Here is a 21,371-nt window from a genome sequence, read left to right as displayed (position 1 = left end):
AGGGCCTATTGATGAAGTTCAGTACGCTTACACCGCATTAAAAATAAGGAAGTGGTGGATAGAAAAGTCGACATTGACGCACTCAAAGAAAAGCAAAACTACCAACCCACCACTACACAAGAATTAAGTGAGATTGCCAAAGAGGCCGATATCGAGCAGTCAATAGAGTTCTTACTGGAAGATTTAAAATCGCTAGGCTAATGAATTATGAGGGGCGGAGCGTTATGAAGGTCGGCCAGAAGTGGTACATAAAGGAAGCTCCACACACTGTAGCCTATAGGGAAATACCAGAGAGAGGTGCCAACTTGTAGTCGTAAGAGTGGATCATAAAATGAAATTCATAACTTTAAACTTCTTCCTGGTAGCCGGTTTGTTACGCTAGGAAGGTAGTTGCGTCTCAATAGCAAAATGAAATGAAGCTTCGAAATCTAATTCCCATAATAGCAGCCTTGCTCTTTGCTTCATGTAAGGAAATCACGAAAGAGGACCTTAAAGGGGACTGGATTGCAGTCCCAAATGGATGCGACGAGCCATTATTTGATGGTATAAACTTCAAAGAGAATGGGGTAGAGCTATTTGGAAGTGATTCATTTAAAGAGACGGGGGGATTTCAAATCAGAAATGGGGTAATTAAAATTCCACTTGATAGAGATGATCTAACATTTGAAACTGAAATTCAACATTGGGAAGAAGACACGCTCGTAATTTTCGACAGTTTAATTTATCACAGAAACAGAGAAATTACACATTTTGATTTTGAAGAGTATGAACTAATCGGTATTGGTACGGAAGCATATTTATCAAAAGCAAATGATTTTAATTATGTAATGCATTATTATAGAACAGCGGACAACCTAATAAAAGTTAGGCTAGGAGACAAGGCCACAACACTCGACGAAATACCGCTCTTCTTAGCGAATGGAAATGGCAATAGAAGAATTGTTGTTTACATCGGGAAAGGGATAACGCTGAATGACTTAAAAAATCTGTATTATCGCTTAGCTTCCGTTCAGCAATTAAGAATTACTTTAGGTACAAAGCGGGACGGTTTTTCAAGCACGCACATCTTTGCTGATATAATTGAAATTTGGTGGGACGATTTGGTAAGCCATCTAGAGAAATTACCAACTCCTCAACCACCGCCGCCGCCACCGACAGATTTTACCTCCAAAGAAAGCTATTTAACAGAAATGGGGGAGGAAGTCGAAATTTTCGCGAAAGATGATTTCCGAAAAATCGAAGATATTGCAACGGGTAAAAAATATGTCGTTTCGATAAGTTCTAATTTATCGGTTGAAAATTACATTGGTTTAAAGAAATTGGTAGTTAGAAAGAGGAAGTTAAACAATCAAATAATAACAGAAATTAAATAGAAATGACACACAGACAAGCACACGAAGGAGGGCTAAGCTTTTGCTGTTGCGCATTTTTTTGAACGAGCTCAACCTTTTCTTGCAAGGTTGAAAATTATCACCCACCTAGGTTGGCTACTGTGCTTCCGGCTTTGTGAGAAGCGCCTTTAGAAAGAGGGACCTGTGGGCGTCCGGTCTCTCCATTCCCTCTACTCAACGTGAAAGGTAACTTTCTACTTGTACCGAAGTTTTGCCATAGTAGGCGTAGCAAAGTGCTGAAGTCTACCTAAGAGCACTGAGTGAGGCTTTTGCCCACCAAGATATTTCCGCCGGGTGAAGGCTCTTCGCACATTGGCGGCTAAAGAGGGCCTGGAGGGAGAAATCGCTGGAGGGAGGGAGAAGGTTTAGCCGAGGCGTGGGGGCAAAGGTTCCAAAGTAGGCTTGGCAGAGAGATTTTTTGGGTAGTAAGCGAGGTTTTGCCCGCCTTTAAAAAGAAGGGCCTCCGAAGTCTCGGAAACGCACTACTTTGCGCATCGTTTGTCTGACCAGTGGGGGTAATCCCTTGGTGGGGACGGATACTGTGAACCATTCTGACCACTTCAAAGTACAGGCCGTTATGAAAAAAGCATTACTTATCGCACTTGTTTTAGTGCTGGCTACCCAGATTTCGTTCGGCCAAGGCCGGAAATTCCTTCGCGACAAGGTTGCCGAATGGGGCACTTGCAAAAACGTTGCCATGACCTTATCGGGGGGCGATATTGCGCTGACCGAGAAAAACGGTTGGGCCGCAGAAGGCATCCCTGACGCCATGTTCGCAGAATTAACCGAGCTCAACGAAGGAGACGAGTTAATTGATGATGTTACCGTAACGGATAACGGCAGTTGGCTGGTTTTGTGGGGGGATAATGGCGTTACTTCCTACGGATGCCCTGCTGAACTGGACGCTGCCATTGAAGAATGGAACAATAACGGTGAAGTGATCAATTCCATCACGTTTAATGATGAGGGAGATTGGATCATGATCAGCGATGATTTCTACGTTGCCTCCGATTCGGATATTATGGATTGGTTGGCAGCAGGTGAAAGTGAGTACGGTGAGCTTTGGGCCGCACACATGACCAACACTGGCCTTGTAGTAGTTTATGAGGGAGGGTATCAATTTTTGGGTGATGTGCCCGCTAATTTGATAAAGGAACTTGAAGAGACGGATATCGATGTGTACCGACTGAAGTTTCTAAGTGACGGAGCTTTCTTCATTGCAGACAAAGGGGGGAAATATTCCTACTATTTTTGAGTTTTTGTTGCAGGAGATAGTATGGGGCAATAAGATGACCGTCCTCCCCATTATGGCCAAGGGGCAATTGTTTTCAGCGGGGGGGCACAGCGGAAAGGGGAGGTCTGCGGATAGGTGATGGAGAGGGCAAGGGTAACTGGTGGTCTTGGTTGGAAGATTTTTTCCGGGAAGGGGAAATTTTGTCTGAATTTTGGCCTGAAGAAGTAGCTACGTCCAAGAAAGGCATTACCTTACACTATAGTTTTATACCCTCCAGATGTTGATCGCAGACTCAGGACCGGTGAAAACCTGCTGCCCTTGAATTTCCTCCTAAGCCTCGTGCCGTTCAGCATGGGGTTTGGTGGACCAATTGCCGATGTTGATCCTTGGTTCATTCCAGTCTGACGCTGCACCGTTCGCCCCCTGGAAAGATTGGGAAAGTTGCGAAAGGCGCAATTGAATACAACAGTGGATAGGGTAAAGGACGGTACCAGCCAACTCAAACAGCAAAACAACAAATTCTCTTTCAACTAAAGCACATATGACTGCCACCCAAAAGAACCCCTTCACGTGGGTAGAAATTTATGTAGAGGATATGAGCAGAGCTCAAAAATTCTACGAGACGGTTTTACAAATAGAAATGATACCCATGCAGGCACCAGGCGATTTTGGGGACTTGCACATGTTAAGTTTTCCTTGGTCACAAGGAGGAAGTAACATAAGTGGAGCCTTGTGTAAGACGGGTGGTATGAAACCCGGAACAGGTGGAACCTTGGTATACTTCACCTGCGAAGATTGTGCCGTTGAAACTTCAAGAGTAGTAGATGCGGGTGGTAAAGTGTTACAAGAAAAGATGTCGCTCGGAGAACACGGGTTTTGTTCGATTTTGATGGATACTGAAGGTAATACCATCGGATTTCACTCAGACAAGTGAGGACTGGTGTGCCAATAGTTATTACTCGTCAAAACGAACATAAAGCAAAGACTTCGTAATGAGCTTGGTGTAAGGTGATTTGAAACATCCAAACCTGTTGCAGACAGGAATTGGCAGTGGCCGCTTTGTATTAGAGGGGAATCGATTAGAGCATTAAATGTAGCTACCCTCCCCGGCCTAAAGGGTAAGGACGTCTTGCCTGATGCACCCATTCTAGGATACATAAAATTTTACCAAAATGAAAAACAGGACTAACCCATTCATTGTACTCCTCGCTGTTTTGTTCCTATTGGTTTCAGGCCTTCCGGCATCTGCCCAATACATAGACGGAGGAAACCAGCATACTGTGTTCCTGTCCACAAAGAAAGAAGTGTGGACGATGGGGAAAAATGAATACGGCGAACTGGGGGATTCCACCTTTGCCAGAAGGATCTACCCAGTCAAAGTAAAAGGTCTGCCACCGATTGATTTTGTTTCCAGGGGGTACAAACACACTTTAGCCGTAGATCATCAGGGGCGAGTATGGACCTGGGGGTGGAACAACTACGGTCAACTAGGCGCTGAATTGCCTTTAGATTACAATTACCCACAGCTGGTTGATGGCGTAAAAGACGCTATCGCAGTAGAGGGTGGACACTGGCATTCATTAGCACTCTTGAAAGACGGCAGGGTGATGAGTTGGGGGCATAATTTCTACGGAGAACTTGGTAACGGCAACCGGGAGCATACCGAAGTGCCCACATTTGTTGAAGGCCTGAAGGACATTGTAAAGATAGCCTCCGTTGGATATTTCTCCTTAGCACTCGATAAAAATGGGCAGCTGTGGTCGTGGGGCTCAAATGCCTATGGCAACCTGGGTGATGGCACCACGGAGCTTAAAAAAGTACCGGTAAGCGTTCAAGGAATGACTGATGTCCTGGACATGGCCACCGGGTGGCACCACGCGATTGCGGTGAAGAAAGACGGCTCAGTGTGGGTGTGGGGAGACAATCCCTATGGACAACTCGGAACCGGGGACTACGAAGACTTACACCTGCCCACAAAGCTGCAAAATTTGCCAAATGCCAAGAAAGTGGCCTGCGGAAGTTGGCACACCATGATGCTGGATGAAAATGATAGAGTATGGACTTGGGGGAGAAATGAGAACGGAATGCTCGGCAACAATTCGGAAATAAACTCCACGCTGCCGGTTCAGCTTGATCTTGAAAACATTAAGGATATCGGCGGAGGATGCTTTCAGTCTATTGCCATAGACCACAACAACGACATCTTCGTATGGGGAGAGAATTGGAACGGACAGCTGGGGATTGGGAATTACCGCCGGCAATTAACGCCAACCAAGGCACTCTTGAATTTTGAAAATGAGTTCCAACTAAGTGATGAACACCTCCGGAATGTGGAGAATGAAACATTAATGGCATTGGGTTTGGAGGATGTAATTCTAGCGCGGCAGTCAAATGATAATGCAGGCACGGACCATGCGTTTACCCAACAACTAGGATTGGTGAGTAACTTCGTTAAGTACAACAAGAAATTTCTCCTAAGCTTTTTCTTGAATATATTTTTGATTTGGAGCCTTCTTAATGTAAGGAAGAAGCTGGTCCGGGAGGTGAGTTGATGAGGTTTTGGGAAGTACTTTGCCTCATCATAAGTTCGCCTTTTGCATAAGGTAGGGGGGGATTCGAAAGATTTTGGGCGGGGTGGGGGCTCCACGCAGGTGTCGATGCTAAAACGCCAGGCCGCAGGGGTGTGGTACAGCGCTGTAGCCCGCCGGTTTGGAAATGTGGCGTTCAGGGACTAAATTTGTTAGGCGCGCGGCATTGCTTTTGCCGCCGGACTTTCTTTGGTCGGGCTGCGCAAGTTCTTGATTTAAGGCACCGTAAACGCGATAACGAATGAAACTAATCAGACTGTCTTTAGCCATTTTAGCACTGGGCTTGCTCCATAGTTGCGGCTACCACGAGGATTTTGCGCCCCGAGGGTTCTCAGATATTGGATTATCGGGTGATACCTACCTTGAGGTGGGGGAAAACCCTTTCCTTCAGGTCGCCGAGCAACCAGTGTCTACCTTTTCGGTTGATGCTGATGGGGCCTCTTACGCCAATGTGCGCAGGTTTATCCAACAGGACAACCAGCTGCCGCCAGTGGGAGCCGTCCGCACGGAAGAATTAATCAATTATTTTGACCTCGACTACGAATTCTCCGACCCCACCCACCCCATAGCTTTGCACGGGGAGGTCAGCCAGTGCCCCTGGAATCCCTCCAACAAGCTCATGCGGATTGGCATCAAAGGGAAGCCGATTCCGGAGAACGAACGACCCGCAGCAAACTTCGTGTTCTTGATCGACGTATCGGGCTCAATGGGCAGTGAGGACAAACTTGAATTGCTGAAAAGTGGATTTAAACTCTTCGTGGATGAGCTGCAGGCCACCGACCGGGTGGCGATTGTGACCTACGCTGGTTCAGCCGGGGTTGTACTGGAATCAACCCCCGGTAGTGACCAAGCCACCATCAAGCGCGCCATTGATGCCTTAGGTTCAGGAGGGAGTACGGCGGGTGCGGAAGGAATCATTACCGCCTACGCAATTGCCCAGGAGCACTTCATCGTGGGCGGTAATAATCGGATCGTTGTGGGGACGGACGGGGACTTCAACGTAGGCCCTTCCAGCCAGGAAGAACTGGTAGCCCTCATTGAGGAAAAAAGGGAGTCGGGAATATTCCTTACCGTACTCGGCGTCGGGAGAGGGAATTTGAACGATGCCGCTCTGGAGCAGATAGCCAACAATGGCAACGGCACCTATGAGTACATTGACAACATCGAGCAATTGCGCAAGGTATTCATTTACGAATACAACAAATTCTTTACCGTCGCTAAGGATGTCAAGGTACAAGTAGTATTTAACCCCGAAAACGTTACCGCCTACCGCCTCATCGGCTACGAAAACCGGCTGTTGAGCGAGGAGGATTTTGAGGACGACAGTGCGGATGCTGGAGAAATTGGGGCGGACCAGAACGTAACGGCCCTTTACGAGATTGTTCCCAAGGCGAACCCGGAGTTTAAGACCGTACCTACGTTTACGATTGATTTCAGGTACAAGCAAGCAGCTGCGGACAACAGCGTTCTCCTGGATCTGCAAGTTTTTGACGAGGGAAAGTCTTTCGATGAGTCCACGGATTTTATGAAATTCACGGCAAGCGTGGCTTCGTTTTCCATGTTGATTACCGACTCGCAATACAAGGGGGCCAGTACCTACGATCAGGTACTGCATTGGATAGGAGCCACCAACCTAAACGATGAACACCGGTTCAAAGCAGAATTCCGGAGCATTGTGGAGAAAGCCAAACGCCTGGAATGAGGGTAGTGCCGGAAGGGCCGGTCTTTCCCAAGCCTTGGGCCGCTCGGAAAGTTTTTCTATTTTTACTCTTCACCGGAGGCGCAAAGTGCGAAGTACAGCGCTGCCGCTCTGCCCCGGGCCATCCCTTCCGCACCTGCTCACGGAAAGGGAGGGCGTACCCAGGCATAAACTATGTCCGTGAAGATAACTGATTGGAGGGGAGTGGTAGCAGTGGCTTTTCTGCTGGTGTCCTTCGCCACGGGCTGTGGGCGGGAAGCGCCCGGGGAGGTGGGTTTAGCCCCGGAGTTGATAGAGGTGAAGGTAAATGGCCGCTCTGCCGCCGCACCCAACTCGCTGGACCTTTTGCCCTGGTTGGGTTTGACGCCTGCGGAACTGGATACGGTCCGTTCGATCCGCTTCCGTTTGGAGAGCGCGCAGGATATGGTGCCGCTGCTGTTTTTGGGTTACGCGCAGGATGTAACGGTCTCGGGACTTGGCCCGCCCGTGCACCTGGGCACCCTGGTTCCCGAGCGGGAGAGTGGCGGACGGCCGGCGGTACAATTTTTCCACCGGCAGGAAGGCTACGCCGCGCACTTGCCCGTTGAACTGAAGGCGGGCAAAGCCGTGGAAGTCCAACTCACTTACCGGAAACTGGTGCAGCGGCCGGCGGGGCGGGCCGTCCGCCTGATGGCCCCGGCCTACGTTCAATACCACGCCAACTGGGGCTTCAGCGATTTTTTCAACGGGGTTTTCCAGGGGATGATCTGGATTTTGATTTTCTACCACCTGCTCCTGTACCTCACGGTGCGGGAAGGATCTTACCTGTGGTACTGCGCCTACATGCTCTGTATCTCTGCGCTGACCCTGGGGGATGTGGGCTATTGGCAGCGGGCGATTTTTCAGGATTATCCCGCCTGGGGGTGGCATTTGTTTCAGGCCATGCAGTACATCACGGGCATCATGACCCTGGTGTTTATGCGCAGTTTCGTCAATTTGCGGCGGCTGGACCCGCGCCTCGACCGAATCGTCCGTTGGTTCATCGTTGGCAACCTGGCCATCCTGGGGGCTTTGGCGCTGTGGTACTTCCCTACGCGGGACGGGCGCGGACTGCAATTGATTAAGGTGTTGATCATCCCCTTTGCCGGTTTCGGATTGTGGGTTTGCTATAAACTCCTGCGCTCGGGAAATGTGGTAGCGCGCTACTTTGCCGTGGCGGGGGCTTTTACGGCGGTGGTGGTGGCCGTCAATGCGGTACTGGAGCAGTTTTTCCCGGAGCCCTTTCCCGGCACCAACTTCATCCACTACTACTGGATCCAGGTGGCGGTCATCTGCCACTTGCTCACCTTTGCCCTGGGGATGGGGTACCGGCGGCGGCAGCAGGACCTTGAACTCCAAAAGACGAAAGAGCTGGACCATCTGAAGACCCGCTTTTACACCAACATCACCCACGAGTTCCGGACGCCGCTGACCGTAATTCTCGGCATGGCAGACCAAATCCCCGGCGATGGCAAAGCGCGCGACCTGATTAAGCGCAATGCCAACCAGCTCTTGCGGCTCATCAACCAATTGCTGGGGCTTTCCCGGCTGGAGACCCAACGGGTGCAGCCGGAATACATCTACGGGGAGATCGTCGCTTTCCTCCGCTATTTGACCGAGTCTTTTCACTCCCTGGCGACGGATAAGGGTATTAAGCTGGTCTTTTATACGGAGGCTACCGAGCTGTGGATGGATTATGACCCGGAAAAACTGCAGCCGATAATTTTCAACCTGCTTTCCAATGCCCTAAAATTTACGGAGGCGGGCGGAGAAGTCGTCTTGCACCTCCGGGAGCAAAGTACGAAGGATGGACGCTGGCTCCAGCTGAAGGTCAGTGATACGGGGATTGGTATTGCCGAAGCGGTATTGCCGCAGATTTTCGACCGATTTTTTCAGGTGGAGAATAATGCCCAGGTGGTGGAGGGCACGGGCATTGGCCTGGCTTACGCGCGGGAACTGGTGCGCTTGCTGGAAGGAGACATCGAGGTATCCAGTACAGTGGGCAAAGGGACTACCTTCCGGGTACTGCTGCCGATCCGGACGACCACGAAAAATAGGGTAGGCCAGGGTAGACTTGGTTTGGAAGGGGGGCCTCGGCTGGGCGGTCCTTTCCTTGCTGCTCCAGAGGTGGCGGGCATTGCACCTGCGTCCGCGCCCCCGAAAATGCCCGCTCCGGAAACCGATGCGGGGGCGGAAGAGCAACCCTGCATCCTGATTGTGGATGATAATGCAGACGTAAGAGAATATATTTTTGGCTTATTAAAAGGGGCGTATCAATTGCGACAGGCGAGCGACGGAGAAAGTGGGGTGGCGGCCGCTTTGGAGGAGGTGCCCGATTTAATCATCAGCGATATTATGATGCCGCGCCGGAATGGTTACGAACTCAGTAAGGAGCTGAAGGGAGACCAACGCACCAGCCATATTCCGATTATTTTACTGACCGCAAAAGTGACGCAGGAAGATAAACTGGCGGGCCTGGAAAGCGGTGCGGATGTTTTTCTCACCAAACCTTTTGACCGGGCTGAATTACTGCTGCGCATTGAAAATTTGCTGGAAAATCGCCGTAAACTCCGCAATTATTACGCGGAGGGCCAGGTGCCTGCGCTGGCGGATGCCTTACGACCTGACCCCGAGGCGGCCTTTTTAGCGGTCCTGGAAAAGGTGGTGATGGAGCGTCTGGACGATCCTTCGCTCGACGTTCCCCAACTCGCTGCGGCCGTAGCGATGAGCCAGAGCCAGATGTACCGCAAGCTGAAGGCAGTCACGGGCAAAACGCCCTCGCAGTTTATGCGCTCCGTACGCCTGCGCCGGGGCCGTGAACTGCTCACGGACCCGGCGCGGAACGTATCGGAAATTGCCTACGCGGTGGGTTTTTCCGACCCCAATTATTTTTCCCGCACTTTCAATGATGAGTTTGGGTGCAACCCGAGCGACTGGCGGAAAAAGAACGGTATTGTTTCACTTTGATGCCGGAAAGCGAAGTGCCGTAAATCGTTTATTTACGGTGGCATTGGCGGGGGTAATGAAGTGGGCTGCTTAGAGCTTGTCTAAAATTTTGTGGGCTGTAATCAATGACTTACGGTTCTGGCTAGACAAAAAATTGCGCGCATAGTGAACTACGTAAGCCATTTTTTGTGACGCCAGGTTCGTAAGTGCTTGGTTATCAGGAAGTAAAAATTTAGACAAGCTCTTACTCCCGTGCCGTGTAGCGGATGGTGCCCAGCCAGCCGGGGGAGGCTTCGGCGTATACCCGGTCGCAGTTATATATTTCCAGTTCCCCCTTGGGGTTAACGAAGGCGGTGCCGCCCCAGCGGAAAAAAGCTTTATCCCAGGTGCGGGCGGCGCGGGGTAAATCGACGTAACTTTTTTCCTGGGTACTGGCGTGTAGTGTCGGGGCGGTATGTACCGTTATTTTGGTGAAGGCCACCCGTTCGCGGGAATATTCCGTGCCATCCACTTTCCAGTACATCAGTTTTGCCAGATAAAGGTCCTGGCCATCACTGAGCAAGGAGATGGCATCAATATTCCACAGGTTTTTATCGGCAACTACATTTCCGGGTCGGGCGGGGTCAATTACGGTGGTAAAATTTTTCACTAAATACCAATATGGGGTGCCGCCATTATATTTCATTTGGTACAGCGAGACCTTCGCTATGTCGTTCTTTTGGTCGCTTGCGGCTGCCAGGTAGTATTGTCCCTGGTGGTTCGTTAAGGCAACTGCCCCGTAGCTGGCAATTTCGGTGCGTTCTTCGAGTTGCAGTTGGGGGATTTCCGTGAGTGCTCCCGTCGTTGGGTGGGCGGAATAGCATTTGATGGTATGTTGCCAGCCGATGGCCACAAGGTTCCCCACGATGCTGATGCCGGAGGGCTCGATGGAATTATACGACGGCACGCGGTTGAGGTGGAATTTTCCGTTACCAGCTACGGGAATCAGGGATTTTCGGCCAGCGTAGTAGGTTTCCATGGCCGTATTGCACTTTTGTTCCAGTTGCTGAATGACGGTTTCGCGGAAGGCGAGGTCACTCAGGAAGGCCAGGTCTTGCACATTAAAGTTGGGAATTTCATTAGGCAGCAGTTTTGCTAGGTCGCTGGCAGCGGGCACCTTGCAGCCAGCGGTATAGTGTTGGGTGTAGGTTGTGGCAAAGCGTTGGCCATCGGGAAAGAGGGCCAGGCCCTGGATGTGGTTGCCGAAGTTGTCTTCCCAGTAGTGGGTGGTTTGGGGCCGTTCCAGGTTGTTCATCCCGGAGGGGATGCGTGCCCCGGCGCTCAGGTCTACGGGCTGCTGTACTACGCCGGCGAGGAAAGCGTCCACCTGCCCGGTTTGCAATTGGTTATTGGTGCCATAAGCCAGCGTGGGCCCGGCCGGCACGTTGCCATTGCCGCCGCTCCCGGCGGGCGCTTGCACGTACAATTCAAATTGTTGCTGGGCCCTGCCGTGAAAATCCCACTGCCACAGAATTGCTTCGTTTTCCTTGCCAGCATCTTTGATGGATAGGTACTTGCCGCTGTGCCGGGCCCTGATGTAGTAGGCATCTCCTTCGGCGGGTTCGAACACAAACTGTTGCTGGGCTTTGCCGTGAAAATCCCACTGCCAAAGCGGAGCGCCGTTTTCCTGACCGGCGTTTTTGACGCTGACGAACTTGCCACTGTGTTCCGCCTTAATGAAGTAATAACCGTCGCCCGTACTTATAAACTCAAATTGCTGCTGCGCTCTGCCGTGGAAATCCCACTGCCAGAGAATGGCGCCATTCTCTTTTTCCGCGTTTTTTACACTGAGGTATTTACCGCTGTGCTTGGCCTTGAGGAAGAAGGTGCCCTCCCGGGGCCTCAGCGGACCCGCCGGGAGCTGAATGGACTCGGCTTTGGTGCCAAAAACCTCGACTTCCGCCAGCGATAAAATGCCTTTGGGGTTGACCAACTGGATCATCACATAACGGCCCTGGGCTTTGCCATCGAAGGTAAATGGATTGCCACCGGTATTACGCTGCGTACCGGAAACGAATCCGCGCCAGGGGTCTCCGCTGGGGTGGTTTTTTACCAATACCTTGAAATTGTCCAGGCGTTCCGCGCAGCAATCGGTTCTGTTCCAGATGCGTATCCGGGATATTTCGTAAATATCGCCCAGGTCTACGGTCCACCAGGGGTTGTTTTGCCCCGCGCTGCTCGTATGGGTAACGGAGCCATTCTGCCAGCGCCCGTCAGTTTTGCCATCAACGGCTTTGGAGGCTCCACCCGCATTGCTGACGTGTTCACTCGATTGCGTAGCGCTTTTATTCAGGGCGACGTTGGTCTGCGCCTGCACCTGGTACTGCACCAGTAAAGTGCCCAGCAGGAGGACGAATATTTTGAAAAAATTCATAGTTGTTATGCTTTTGTAGTGATCACTTCCAGGTTGTTGGTCCTGATGGAAGAAATAATGGTTTTCGTCCGTACCGTGTGCCTCAATCGATTTTAATCCCCGTAAGGGTATTCCCGGAAATGGTCACGTGCATACTTGAATTATCCGGTATGATGGGCATTCCGCCGGGGAATTGCTTCCAGGCCATTATGTCCTTCCATTGGATCTCGTAGTCGCGAATGGTTTGGTTGGCCTCCCCCGTGAGATAGGCGGTGGAGGCATTGAGCCCAGCCTTGAGGTCGGTCCAGCTCGTCCAATCTTTGGCACCGTTAAAAAGCACCCGGAAGCTGACGTCCCACATACTTTTGTTGGTCACGGTAAAGCTGTGGTACTGGGGGTTGGCGGGGCGGACATTGGCGGGCAGGGGATCGTCATTCCAATCAACGCTCGCGGCAGACGTTACCGCAACCATTTCAAATTGTTGTTGGGCTTTGCCGTGAAAATCCCACTGCCACAGAATAGCTTCGTTTTCCTTGCCGGCATCTTTGATGGATAGGTATTTGCCGCTGTGCCGCGCTTTGATGTAGTAGGCATTGCCTTCGGCCGGTTCGAGCGCAAACTGTTGTTGGGCTTTGCCGTGGAAATCCCACTGCCAAAGCAGCGCGCCATTTTCCTGTCCGGCATTTTTTACGCTGAGGTACTTGCCGCTGTGGACTGCCTTGATGAAGAAATAGCCGTCGCCAGCGCTCGTAAATTCAAATTGTTGCTGTGCTTTGCCGTGGAAATCCCACTGCCAAAGCGGCGCACCATTTTCCTGCCCGGCATTCTTGACACTCAGGAACTTGCCGCTGTGCCGGGCTTTCAGGAAGAAGACGCCTTCCTGTACAGGGGAAGGATCGGGTGCTGCCCAGGCGCTGCCAAAAAGGATGACGACTGCGAAGAGTACCGCGCTAAAGCGGATGGAAAATGTGGTCTGCATGGTGAATGTATTTGGTTGGTAGTGAATGGAATGGAGCGTCGAGCGCTCGCTGACGAATGCAAAGCTGCGGGGCGGGCCGCGGCGGGGCACGCACTTATCGTTCAAGTGGACGCAGCTATCGTGCAGCGCGGGAAAAGGGGGCAGCAATTATTGGTCTTAGGGCAAAAGAATAAGTGCTAATCATTTGGTATTCAGGTGCTTGTTCGTTTTTTGGGCGCGGCCGCAGGTGCAGTGTAACTTGCAACGCAAAGGATGGATTAACCACTAAAATGCGGACCAAACTGGGAAAACAGACTAGCTTTGAGGGCCGGACAACTGGTAAGAACAGGCCGTAAAAACTGCATAACTCCAATGGAAACGCCAAACATAAAATACGATTTCCACGCAAAGCCCTGGCAGTACCCCGGGCCGGGTAGCTGGACCTTTGTCTCCGTCCCGGAAGACCTGGCCGAGGAAATCAGAAACACCCAAAAAAGCGAAGAAGAGGGCTGGGGGCGCCTCAAGGCAACGGCAAAAATCGGCGCAACAGAGTGGAAAACGGCCATTTGGTTTGACACCAAACGCAATACCTATCTTTTGCCCTTGAAAGCGGACGTCAGGCGCAAGGAGGCGATTGAACTTGCTAAAGAACAGGTGGCGGTAAGCATTTGGGTTTAGGGGAACTTGCGGGCGGAGAAGGGATTGAAGCGGGGGAATAGGGGACTTCCGTCGCGGGGGAAGGGGGGGCATCTAGCGACTCGAGCGGATGCTCACTATTTTCAACCCGTTCTAGATTTGGGCTAGGGATAGAGGGCGGTTTGGTGAAGTGGATGTGAATGCCTATTTTTGAAGTGGTGTAACTTGCGGGAGTTAGCAAAGTTGCTGATCCCGGTACGATTGCCAATAGACAAAAATAAACCCCATTATGAAGACTTTCCACGTTCTTTCAGCGGTAGTGATGATGTTGCTGAGTTCCATACTGTACGGACAAAGCTTTTCCATACCTATTTATTTTGAGGATGCAATAGGTAATAGGGACACCATAGTTCTGGGCTATGCCGCAGATGGTGGGTATGGAATAGACCCTGAGTTAGGAGAGGTCGATTTGTTGGATAGTGCCTATGTTCGAGCTTTTGAAGTTAGGGCGTCTATCTACGATTATGATAAAATCAGAGATGAAGACCCTCGGGTAATTGAATCGAAGAAAATGGTCATCGGGTATGTTTGTACTGACCCAAGTTACTTTAGCGAAGCCAATTCAATAATGGCCGTAATAAAATGTGACAACTGGCCGATTACGTTGACTTGGGATAAGTCAAAATTTCAGGAAACCTGTGATTTTATGAATATAGTAGACTGTACCCCGGGTGGTTGGTTCGATGTTTGTGGCGGAGGCCACCCCTTTCTAAATATAGAAATGGAGGAAACAGATACCGTAATGTACTATGATGCCGAGTTCAAGATTGAGGCAGGTGAAGATACCCTGTCTGCTCTGTTTTTTCCTTACGGAGGAGTTAATATATTAAGTGTAGCGGAACAGGTGGAAAAAGGTAGGGTAGTGCCGTATCCCAATCCGGTGAATACAGGAGTTGTCAATTTTAAATTTAACGACAGGCTTTATAATGAATCTAACTTGAGTGTGAGGATTTATAACAACTTGGGTGCCCTGGTTTCCACCAGTAGATTAGATGAGGAGATAACCACACAGGGCTGGAGCAGTGGCTTGTACCTATTTAAGGTGTCGGATGGAAGCAAAGTCTTGCAAACAGGGAAATTGTTAGTGGTCCGATAGACGCAATCGGCATAGTTCTTTGCTTTTGCTCTGCTTCGGGGCTATTAGGAATAGTTTTAGGGCCAGTCTACTCCAAACTGGAAATCCATACTGATAACGGTGTAACGAATACATAATGAGCAATAGACTTATTTCGATCAACGGGGCGAGTCTCTTCAAGGTGATTCTTGTAACCTTGCTTCATGTTGTACTTGGGACGGGAGCAATTCTTGCCCAAGACATCGAAAGCGACCAATTCTACACTGTTGTCGCAAAAAGCGGCTTAAACGTCCGGGCGGAAAAATCCCTGGAATCTAAAAAAGTGGGTGGACTGCCTTTCCAGGCCGAAGTAGAGGTGATCCCAGGCGCAGGGAATGAAGAGGAGATATCGATTGATGGCCGGCCTGGGAAATGGGTTAAGGTCAGGTACCGGAACATCCAGGGTTATGTGTTTTCAGGTTACTTAAAACGTGGGAAGCTATACATTCCTTCGGGTGAGATCAATAACGGGTACAGAATTCTCAATTTGGGGACCAGGTGCACGGCCATTAACTACGACCCTGCTTTGATTTGGTACACCTTCCGTATAGTCAGTGGAGAATCGGGATGCGAGGCAGAGTTGAAACGATCTAACCTGACGATTGATTATGACGTCGATGAAAGTACGTTCGCAGATGGAATGCATTACCAAGCTGCGGGGGAGTTCGTATCCGTGATGGATTCAGTGAACAAGGGCGGAATTGTAGCAATTGGTGTTCCTGCGGAAATTGAAAATCCATCAGGTGAACTACTGGATTGTTCTGATTTTACAGGAAAAGGGTTAGGAGGTGTTGGAAAATTTATTTATCCTTACGAGAACTACCTCTACTATGAGAAGGGGCACCAGCGATTTTACTTATGTGCCCGAGAATTGGCCAGTATTGAATACAGCACTTCAATAAAGAAAGAGTATCTTCTGATAAATGCCATGCATGATCCTCACGTTGGTGACGAGGAGGAGATGAAAAGAAAAAACATAGGTGCTAAATTACACTGGAAAAACCTTATATCTTACCAATATGGAAACCATCAGGGGCCAAGATTAATCTGGAAAGGAGATGTAAACAACGATGGATTTCCAGACTGCATTTTTTACACCCCGAACATGAGCGAATCCTGCGGAGGATCTTCGTGGTTTAGTTTACTCGTGTCAAAGAAAAATACGCGGGGGGAATTTTACTTGGAAGCCGTTGCTGAGGAGGAATTTGAAAGTTGTCATGGGTGTTAGGATTGATCTTTGCCTCCCTTCTCGTCACGCTTCCCGCGGCTTCGGTGCTCAATGCCCCTGCCCGTAGGGTAAATACACCGATCTTCGTTCAAATTCTTTAAATTGCCCACACCATGAATTCAATCGCCACCTCCCCCCACAAGTCGCTTTGGTATGCCATCCCCGTGTTGATGGTCCTTTCGCTCATCGGGCTCAACAGTTCCGTTAATCTACAACTTTACGATACCTACTTTGATGTTTCAACGTTTTACGTAGGTTTTTTATCCTCAGCGTTTCTCTTCCTTCTGGGGTTATTGTACTGGGCCGTCCGCAAGCGGAAACTCATCAGGTGGATGACCATCATTCACGTAGTGATGACCACCCTGACTTTAGTCTTGATACTAACCGTGGGCTTAATCGCTGATGACTCCAGCAGCGGTGATTATTTAACCTTCCAGGCGTTTAACCAAACCCTGGGCATCGCCCTTTTGGTCACCATCATCAGTCAGCTCTTGTTCCTGCTCAACGTGGGGCTCAGTTTGCTTCAGGATAAGAAGGAGTATTGACGAGGACGCTGTTGCTACACGCTCTTTTCCGTCTATGTGTTCAATCAGTAATGTTCAGCGTATCTGCATTAGTACTAACCCAAGCCAATCAACTTGTAAAGCATGGAAAAGGAAAAACTCAAAGACCACCTTGATGCCGCAACAAAACGCTTGATCGACTTCACCCGTACAGGCAGCCGACTATTAAAGGTAGGGTTTCTAATCAGCTAGGACCCCTAACAAAGCCCCACAAAGCCCCCCCCAAAACCACCACTACAGCCCGGTCCTCTGCGGCAATCCCTCACAAATCCCGCGGGTTGAACACTTTTTGGCTTTCTACAGACGCTTCTCCTTGGTAAAGTGGGTGTTTAAACCTATTTTTGGGTTTGAGACCCTGCTGTTGGCGCAAAGATTACCCAGCAGCCCTGTCGTTTTTAGTAGGAATCCACGCTATCGGTTGAAAATCTTTGTCAAAACCAATCTGAACTTTCGCTTTCTGGTAACATAAGTCACCTTCGGTGATAGTGTTTGGCCAGTACCCAAGCACTGCCTGTCTGGCGGGTGGGCTTTCTATTGCGTCTGGCCAAGACTTTCGTGCCACCGCTTACCCAGGAGGCAAGATTTTGATAAAGAATTTTTAAAAAAAAACCGCTGCCTTCGGAAGTGCCCTCCGTCACCCGTGGCGTACTGAGCGGTCCGAAAACCTTGCCTACTGCCCACGTTTGCTTCACTGTATTAAACCACCTGCTTAAATTTTTACCACATGAAAGGCCTTTTAATCACCCTCCTTGCTGCGCTTACTTTCGCTCTTTTACCCGCCCAAAACGTGGAATGGGAACGAACTTACCCGAACTACCTGACCTTGGGCAAAGCACTTAGCGTTGATGCAGATAACAATATTATTTCGGTCAGTAACGGTTTCAGCCTGGCGGGTTTTGCCGAGTACATTTACGTGCAAAAACATTCGCCGCAAGGGACGCTCATCTGGAAAGATTCGATCAGCAGCAACCTCGCCAGCAACTACCAGGCCGCCACTTGGGTGGGAACCGATGCCAACCAGGACATTTTTATCGTCGGCTACCGCTTTACCCTGTCTAACCAGTTTGAAGTGCCTAATGCGCTAAAGGTAATCAAGTTCTCCTCCGGCGGGGCTTTGCTGCAAAACCAAACGATTACCGGATTCTTTAATCGGGACGGGAATACTAATCTAGGGCGCAGAAATGAGTCGATGCTGGACGAAACCGGCAACCTCTACGTTGCCAGCGCGGGCGCTACCAGTTCGCAGTCTGGCGGTGGGTTTGTCTTACTTAAGTTTGATAACGACGCAAACCTCCTCTGGGAAAGAATTCATACTTTTTCAAATGTCCATGGCCTTAGGGGTATGCATTGCCAAAATGGAAAAATTGCCGTGCTCGGAACGACCTCTACGACGGGCACCGACAACAAAGTAGCAGTGTGGGATGAAAATGGGAACTTCATCTGGTCTTCTGCCGGAATTAACCTCAACCAGTCGTGGGCAACTGATGTACTAGTGGACGCTTCAGGTAACACCTATACTTTGTGCCAGAAATTCGGCTCTTCCTATAATTTGGTGGAGCTCACCAAATACAGCCCCACCGGCGGGGTACTTTTTGCGGAATCTTTTGATCTTCAAGTGTCCGCAACGTCCGGTCGGATGGCCAAACTGCCCAACGGAAATATAGTCATCAGTGGCACAAATTGGACCAGTTTTGGGACGGGAAAGCTCTTCGTAGCCCAAGTTTCCGCTCTGAACGGAGCAATCATCAACAGCAGTTTGAGTGATCTGCCGCAAACCAACAACTGGGTGTACGACGTAACGACTGCCCCCAGTGGCAATTACTACGTGGCAGGACAAAGCGATAACAACGGTGGTGCGCCAAGTTCAATGTTTCTCTACGCTTTCTCTGACCTAAACGGCCTGGAATGGTCTGCCTCCTACAATACCCAGGGCGTCAAGCCCATGTCGGTAAAGGCCGATGCGGACGAAAACATTTACGTACAAATTGAAAATACCAATACCGTTGTTAAATTCGGCAATAGCGCTTTGCCCGTAGCGTTATCCCGTTTCGAAGCGACGCTTTTTAAAAAGGAAGTTTTCCTTGACTGGACCACGGAAAGGGAATCCAATTGCGCTTTATTTGCGGTCCAGAAATCGCCTAATGGAACGGTATGGACAACGTTTGCGCAAACGCCCGCCGCGGGGACCACCACCGCGACCGAAGCCTACCAGGCCATTGATCATTCCCCCTTCGACGGAACGAATTACTACCGCCTGAAAATGATCGATGTCGACCAAACATTTGAATACTCCAGCGTGGTCAGGGTTGCCGTCAAACGCAACGCCCAGTTCAGTGTTTTCCCCAATCCTACCACAGGATTTATTTCGGTAGAAGGTGAGGCCACGGCGCTGGGACAAAAACTGCGCGTTTTCAGCCTGCGCGGGAACCTGGTTTACCAGCAGGAATTATTCGGGGCAAGCAGCCTCGACCTTTCCTTCTTGCCGAACGGAGTATACGTGTTGAACGTAGGGTCTACTTCCCAGCGCGTAACCATCAGAAAGTAAGCTGTAGCAACCCGGCAACGCTGGCACCTACCCCGCCAACTCCCGAAACCGCTCATTCTCGGCCAGTAGCGCATCATAGGTGCCCGTGCCAAGAATTTTCCCTTTTTCGAGGACGTAAATCTGGTCGGCGCGGCGCACCGTAGTCAGGCGGTGGGCGATGATGAGGACCGTAAGCCCGGCGGGCAGGCGTTCCAGGGAGTTGATGATGTTTTTTTCCGTCAGGTTATCCAGTGCGCTGGTGGCTTCGTCCAGGATGAGCACGGAAGGACTGCGCAGCAGCGCCCGGGCCAGCCCGACCCGCTGCCGCTGTCCGCCACTCAGGCGAACGCCATTTTCGCCCAGCAGGGTGTTCAGCCCGTCGGCAGCCTCCTCGGTGACGAAGTGGTGGAGATCGACCATCACCAGAATCCGCTGCATTTCGTCGTCCGACACCTGCCAGGGGTAGCCGAAGGTGATGTTGTCGCGCAGTGAGGCGTCGTAAAGAAAAACGTGCTGCGGAACGTAGGCCAGTTGGTTGCGCCAGGCCCGGATGGTGGCGGGGGTCAGGGCTTTGCCATCCACCGTCACCCGACCGGCGGAGGGGGTCAGCAGGCCGGTTATCAGATCTACCAGGGTGGTTTTGCCGGAGCCAGTACGCCCGACGAAGGCCACCACCTGCCCCTTCGGAATGGTCAGGGAAAGTCCCTGGAAAAGGGGCGTCGACGCGCCCGCAAAGTGGAAGCCCAGGGCTTCGGCGCGGATCGCCTCGGTGAAGGGCAAGTCTTCTTCCTGTACTGCCGGGGCGGTCGTGTGGGCCAGGCTGCCGCGCAGGTCAGGGTAAAGTTGCTCCACCACCGCCGTATTGGCGCGCAGCATGGCGTAGGCCCCGAATACCTGCTGCAAAGCGGGCAAGAGTCGGTAGCCCGCCACCGCAAACAAGGTCAGGGTGGGGAGGGCCTGGCTGAGGTCGTCCGATTGCAGGTACAGCGCCAGGGTAATGCCAATGATGCCGCAAAAGGCGATCACTTCGAGGAGGTACTTCGGGGTTTGGTAGATGGTCAAAAGCCGGGGCATCACGCGTGCCATCACCGCCGTGGCCTGCCGGTACTGTTTGACGAAGTGGGCTTCGTTGCCGTAGGTTTTTACCGTCTTAATGCCTTGCAGCAGTTCCTCCAGGGCGCGGGAACGGGTGCGCGATGCCGCCATTCGCGCCTCTCCCAGGCGGGCCAGCGGCCGTTTACGCCACTGGTAAATGAGCAGGTAAGCCCCGCCAAACACCAACGCCGAACCTACGGCTACTCCCGGACTAACCACCAGCAGCAACAGCACGATGAGCAAGGCCATCCCGCCATTAATCATCAAGGTGATCAGGGGAGCCAATGACCCCGTCACCAGCACCATCACTTCATCGAGGACGTTGGACCGCAAGGCCGCCGTATTCTGCCCCAAAAAAAAGCGGTAGGGCTTGGCCAGATAGTAATCCAGCAGCCGGCTGCTCATCCGCTCGTACACCCCGTATTGGTAGCGCTCCCGCCAGTAGTTGACCGCCACGGCCAGGAACCGCGATAGGGCCAACAACAGAATAACGACGACCCCGGCGGTGATGATGAACGACCGCGTATCCACAAATCCCCCCCGCTCGTAAGCCCGCGCCAGCCACGGCGAGGTACTGATCCGCTCCGGCTCCGCCAGCAGGGCCATGAAGGGCAAAACGCTGGCCACCCCCACTACTTCCAGGACCGAAAGCAGGGCGACACTACCGGCCAGGTAGCGGAATTGGCGGCGGTCCGCCCGCGTGAGGAGGTCGAATATTTTTTTGATGCGACAAAGTTAATCCCCCATCGCTAGTAAAAGTGAAGGGAAACACTTCGGCTATTGCTGCGCCGTACCCTGCTCCTTGTCTTAACTCCCCCCTTCGGGGGGCCGGGGGGAGCACCTGCGGCCGCGCCCAAGAAAATCACCACCTCTGCTGCGTACAAGTGCCTCAAAAAGAGCAAATTACGGCGTAAGAAAAATCTTA

Annotated in this window: 15 protein-coding genes; 12 read left to right on the top strand and 3 right to left on the bottom strand. The window is 51.2% G+C overall.

The annotated features are described in order from the left end of the window. The first annotated feature begins 54 nt into the window (after positions 1-54). The 7 genes from H9S92_RS04245 (at position 55) to H9S92_RS04215 (ending at position 9,897) form a co-directional block, all read left to right on the top strand. A complete protein-coding gene (locus H9S92_RS04245; protein ID WP_187465475.1) occupies positions 55-201 on the top strand; it encodes a hypothetical protein in 147 nt (48 codons plus the stop codon). A gap of 212 nt (positions 202-413) precedes the next feature. Continuing rightward, complete coding sequence (locus H9S92_RS04240; protein ID WP_187465474.1) at positions 414-1,373, top strand: hypothetical protein; 960 nt, start codon at positions 414-416, stop codon at positions 1,371-1,373. A 595-nt stretch (positions 1,374-1,968) separates the two neighbouring features. Continuing rightward, the gene (locus H9S92_RS04235; RefSeq protein WP_187465473.1) at positions 1,969-2,646 is read left to right on the top strand and encodes a hypothetical protein; all 678 of its coding nucleotides are present in this window, start codon (positions 1,969-1,971) and stop codon (positions 2,644-2,646) included. A 520-nt stretch (positions 2,647-3,166) separates the two neighbouring features. Then, positions 3,167-3,559, top strand: coding sequence for a VOC family protein (locus H9S92_RS04230; RefSeq protein ID WP_187465472.1), 393 nt, complete (start codon positions 3,167-3,169; stop codon positions 3,557-3,559). 238 nt (positions 3,560-3,797) lie between these two features. Continuing rightward, positions 3,798-5,177: an RCC1 domain-containing protein gene (locus H9S92_RS04225; protein ID WP_187465471.1), complete on the top strand. Its 1,380-nt coding sequence runs from the start codon at positions 3,798-3,800 to the stop codon at positions 5,175-5,177. A gap of 277 nt (positions 5,178-5,454) precedes the next feature. Beyond that, a complete protein-coding gene (locus tag H9S92_RS04220; RefSeq protein ID WP_187465470.1) occupies positions 5,455-6,915 on the top strand; it encodes a vWA domain-containing protein in 1,461 nt (486 codons plus the stop codon). Positions 6,916-7,086: 171 nt separating this feature from the next. Beyond that, positions 7,087-9,897 (top strand): hybrid sensor histidine kinase/response regulator transcription factor, encoded by a 2,811-nt coding sequence (locus H9S92_RS04215; RefSeq protein WP_222935974.1) that lies wholly within the window; start codon positions 7,087-7,089, stop codon positions 9,895-9,897. A 223-nt stretch (positions 9,898-10,120) separates the two neighbouring features. Here the strand turns inward: H9S92_RS04215 and H9S92_RS04210 are convergent, their stop codons facing one another. Continuing rightward, positions 10,121-12,289: an RICIN domain-containing protein gene (locus H9S92_RS04210; protein ID WP_187465468.1), complete on the bottom strand. Its 2,169-nt coding sequence runs from the start codon at positions 12,287-12,289 to the stop codon at positions 10,121-10,123. An 82-nt stretch (positions 12,290-12,371) separates the two neighbouring features. Next, positions 12,372-13,247: an RICIN domain-containing protein gene (locus H9S92_RS04205; protein WP_187465467.1), complete on the bottom strand. Its 876-nt coding sequence runs from the start codon at positions 13,245-13,247 to the stop codon at positions 12,372-12,374. A gap of 351 nt (positions 13,248-13,598) precedes the next feature. Between H9S92_RS04205 and H9S92_RS04200 the strand changes: the two genes are divergently transcribed. From H9S92_RS04200 to H9S92_RS04180, 5 genes are all read left to right on the top strand, one after another. Continuing rightward, positions 13,599-13,904, top strand: a complete 306-nt coding sequence (locus H9S92_RS04200; protein ID WP_187465480.1) for a DUF1905 domain-containing protein — start codon at positions 13,599-13,601, stop codon at positions 13,902-13,904. Positions 13,905-14,151: 247 nt separating this feature from the next. Further along, a complete protein-coding gene (locus H9S92_RS04195) occupies positions 14,152-15,018 on the top strand; it encodes a T9SS type A sorting domain-containing protein (RefSeq protein ID WP_187465466.1) in 867 nt (288 codons plus the stop codon). A gap of 115 nt (positions 15,019-15,133) precedes the next feature. Continuing rightward, the gene (locus H9S92_RS04190) at positions 15,134-16,264 is read left to right on the top strand and encodes an SH3 domain-containing protein (RefSeq protein WP_187465465.1); all 1,131 of its coding nucleotides are present in this window, start codon (positions 15,134-15,136) and stop codon (positions 16,262-16,264) included. A 113-nt stretch (positions 16,265-16,377) separates the two neighbouring features. Then, entirely contained in the window at positions 16,378-16,809 is a 432-nt protein-coding gene (locus tag H9S92_RS04185; protein WP_187465464.1) for a hypothetical protein, read from the top strand. Between the two features lie 742 nt (positions 16,810-17,551). After that, entirely contained in the window at positions 17,552-19,372 is a 1,821-nt protein-coding gene (locus H9S92_RS04180; protein ID WP_187465463.1) for a T9SS type A sorting domain-containing protein, read from the top strand. Between the two features lie 27 nt (positions 19,373-19,399). Here the strand turns inward: H9S92_RS04180 and H9S92_RS04175 are convergent, their stop codons facing one another. Continuing rightward, positions 19,400-21,073: an ABC transporter ATP-binding protein gene (locus H9S92_RS04175; protein ID WP_187465462.1), complete on the bottom strand. Its 1,674-nt coding sequence runs from the start codon at positions 21,071-21,073 to the stop codon at positions 19,400-19,402. Between the last annotated feature and the right edge of the window lie 298 nt (positions 21,074-21,371).

The sequence above is a fragment of the Neolewinella lacunae genome, from assembly GCF_014349155.1.
GTDB lineage: Bacteria > Bacteroidota > Bacteroidia > Chitinophagales > Saprospiraceae > Neolewinella > Neolewinella lacunae.
The sequence above is the reverse complement of the archived record's forward strand: the minus strand, read 5'-3'. Positions and strand labels throughout refer to the sequence as shown.

Coding starts and splice junctions, on each gene's coding strand:
- H9S92_RS04240 (WP_187465474.1), top strand. CDS start 414: ATGAAGCTTCGAAATCTAATTCCCATAATAGCAGCCTTGCTCTTTGCT.
- H9S92_RS04235 (WP_187465473.1), top strand. CDS start 1,969: ATGAAAAAAGCATTACTTATCGCACTTGTTTTAGTGCTGGCTACCCAG.
- H9S92_RS04190 (WP_187465465.1), top strand. CDS start 15,134: ATGAGCAATAGACTTATTTCGATCAACGGGGCGAGTCTCTTCAAGGTG.
- H9S92_RS04205 (WP_187465467.1), bottom strand. CDS start 13,247: ATGCAGACCACATTTTCCATCCGCTTTAGCGCGGTACTCTTCGCAGTC.
- H9S92_RS04195 (WP_187465466.1), top strand. CDS start 14,152: ATGAAGACTTTCCACGTTCTTTCAGCGGTAGTGATGATGTTGCTGAGT.
- H9S92_RS04200 (WP_187465480.1), top strand. CDS start 13,599: ATGGAAACGCCAAACATAAAATACGATTTCCACGCAAAGCCCTGGCAG.
- H9S92_RS04210 (WP_187465468.1), bottom strand. CDS start 12,289: ATGAATTTTTTCAAAATATTCGTCCTCCTGCTGGGCACTTTACTGGTG.
- H9S92_RS04180 (WP_187465463.1), top strand. CDS start 17,552: ATGAAAGGCCTTTTAATCACCCTCCTTGCTGCGCTTACTTTCGCTCTT.
- H9S92_RS04220 (WP_187465470.1), top strand. CDS start 5,455: ATGAAACTAATCAGACTGTCTTTAGCCATTTTAGCACTGGGCTTGCTC.
- H9S92_RS04215 (WP_222935974.1), top strand. CDS start 7,087: ATGTCCGTGAAGATAACTGATTGGAGGGGAGTGGTAGCAGTGGCTTTT.
- H9S92_RS04230 (WP_187465472.1), top strand. CDS start 3,167: ATGACTGCCACCCAAAAGAACCCCTTCACGTGGGTAGAAATTTATGTA.
- H9S92_RS04225 (WP_187465471.1), top strand. CDS start 3,798: ATGAAAAACAGGACTAACCCATTCATTGTACTCCTCGCTGTTTTGTTC.
- H9S92_RS04185 (WP_187465464.1), top strand. CDS start 16,378: ATGAATTCAATCGCCACCTCCCCCCACAAGTCGCTTTGGTATGCCATC.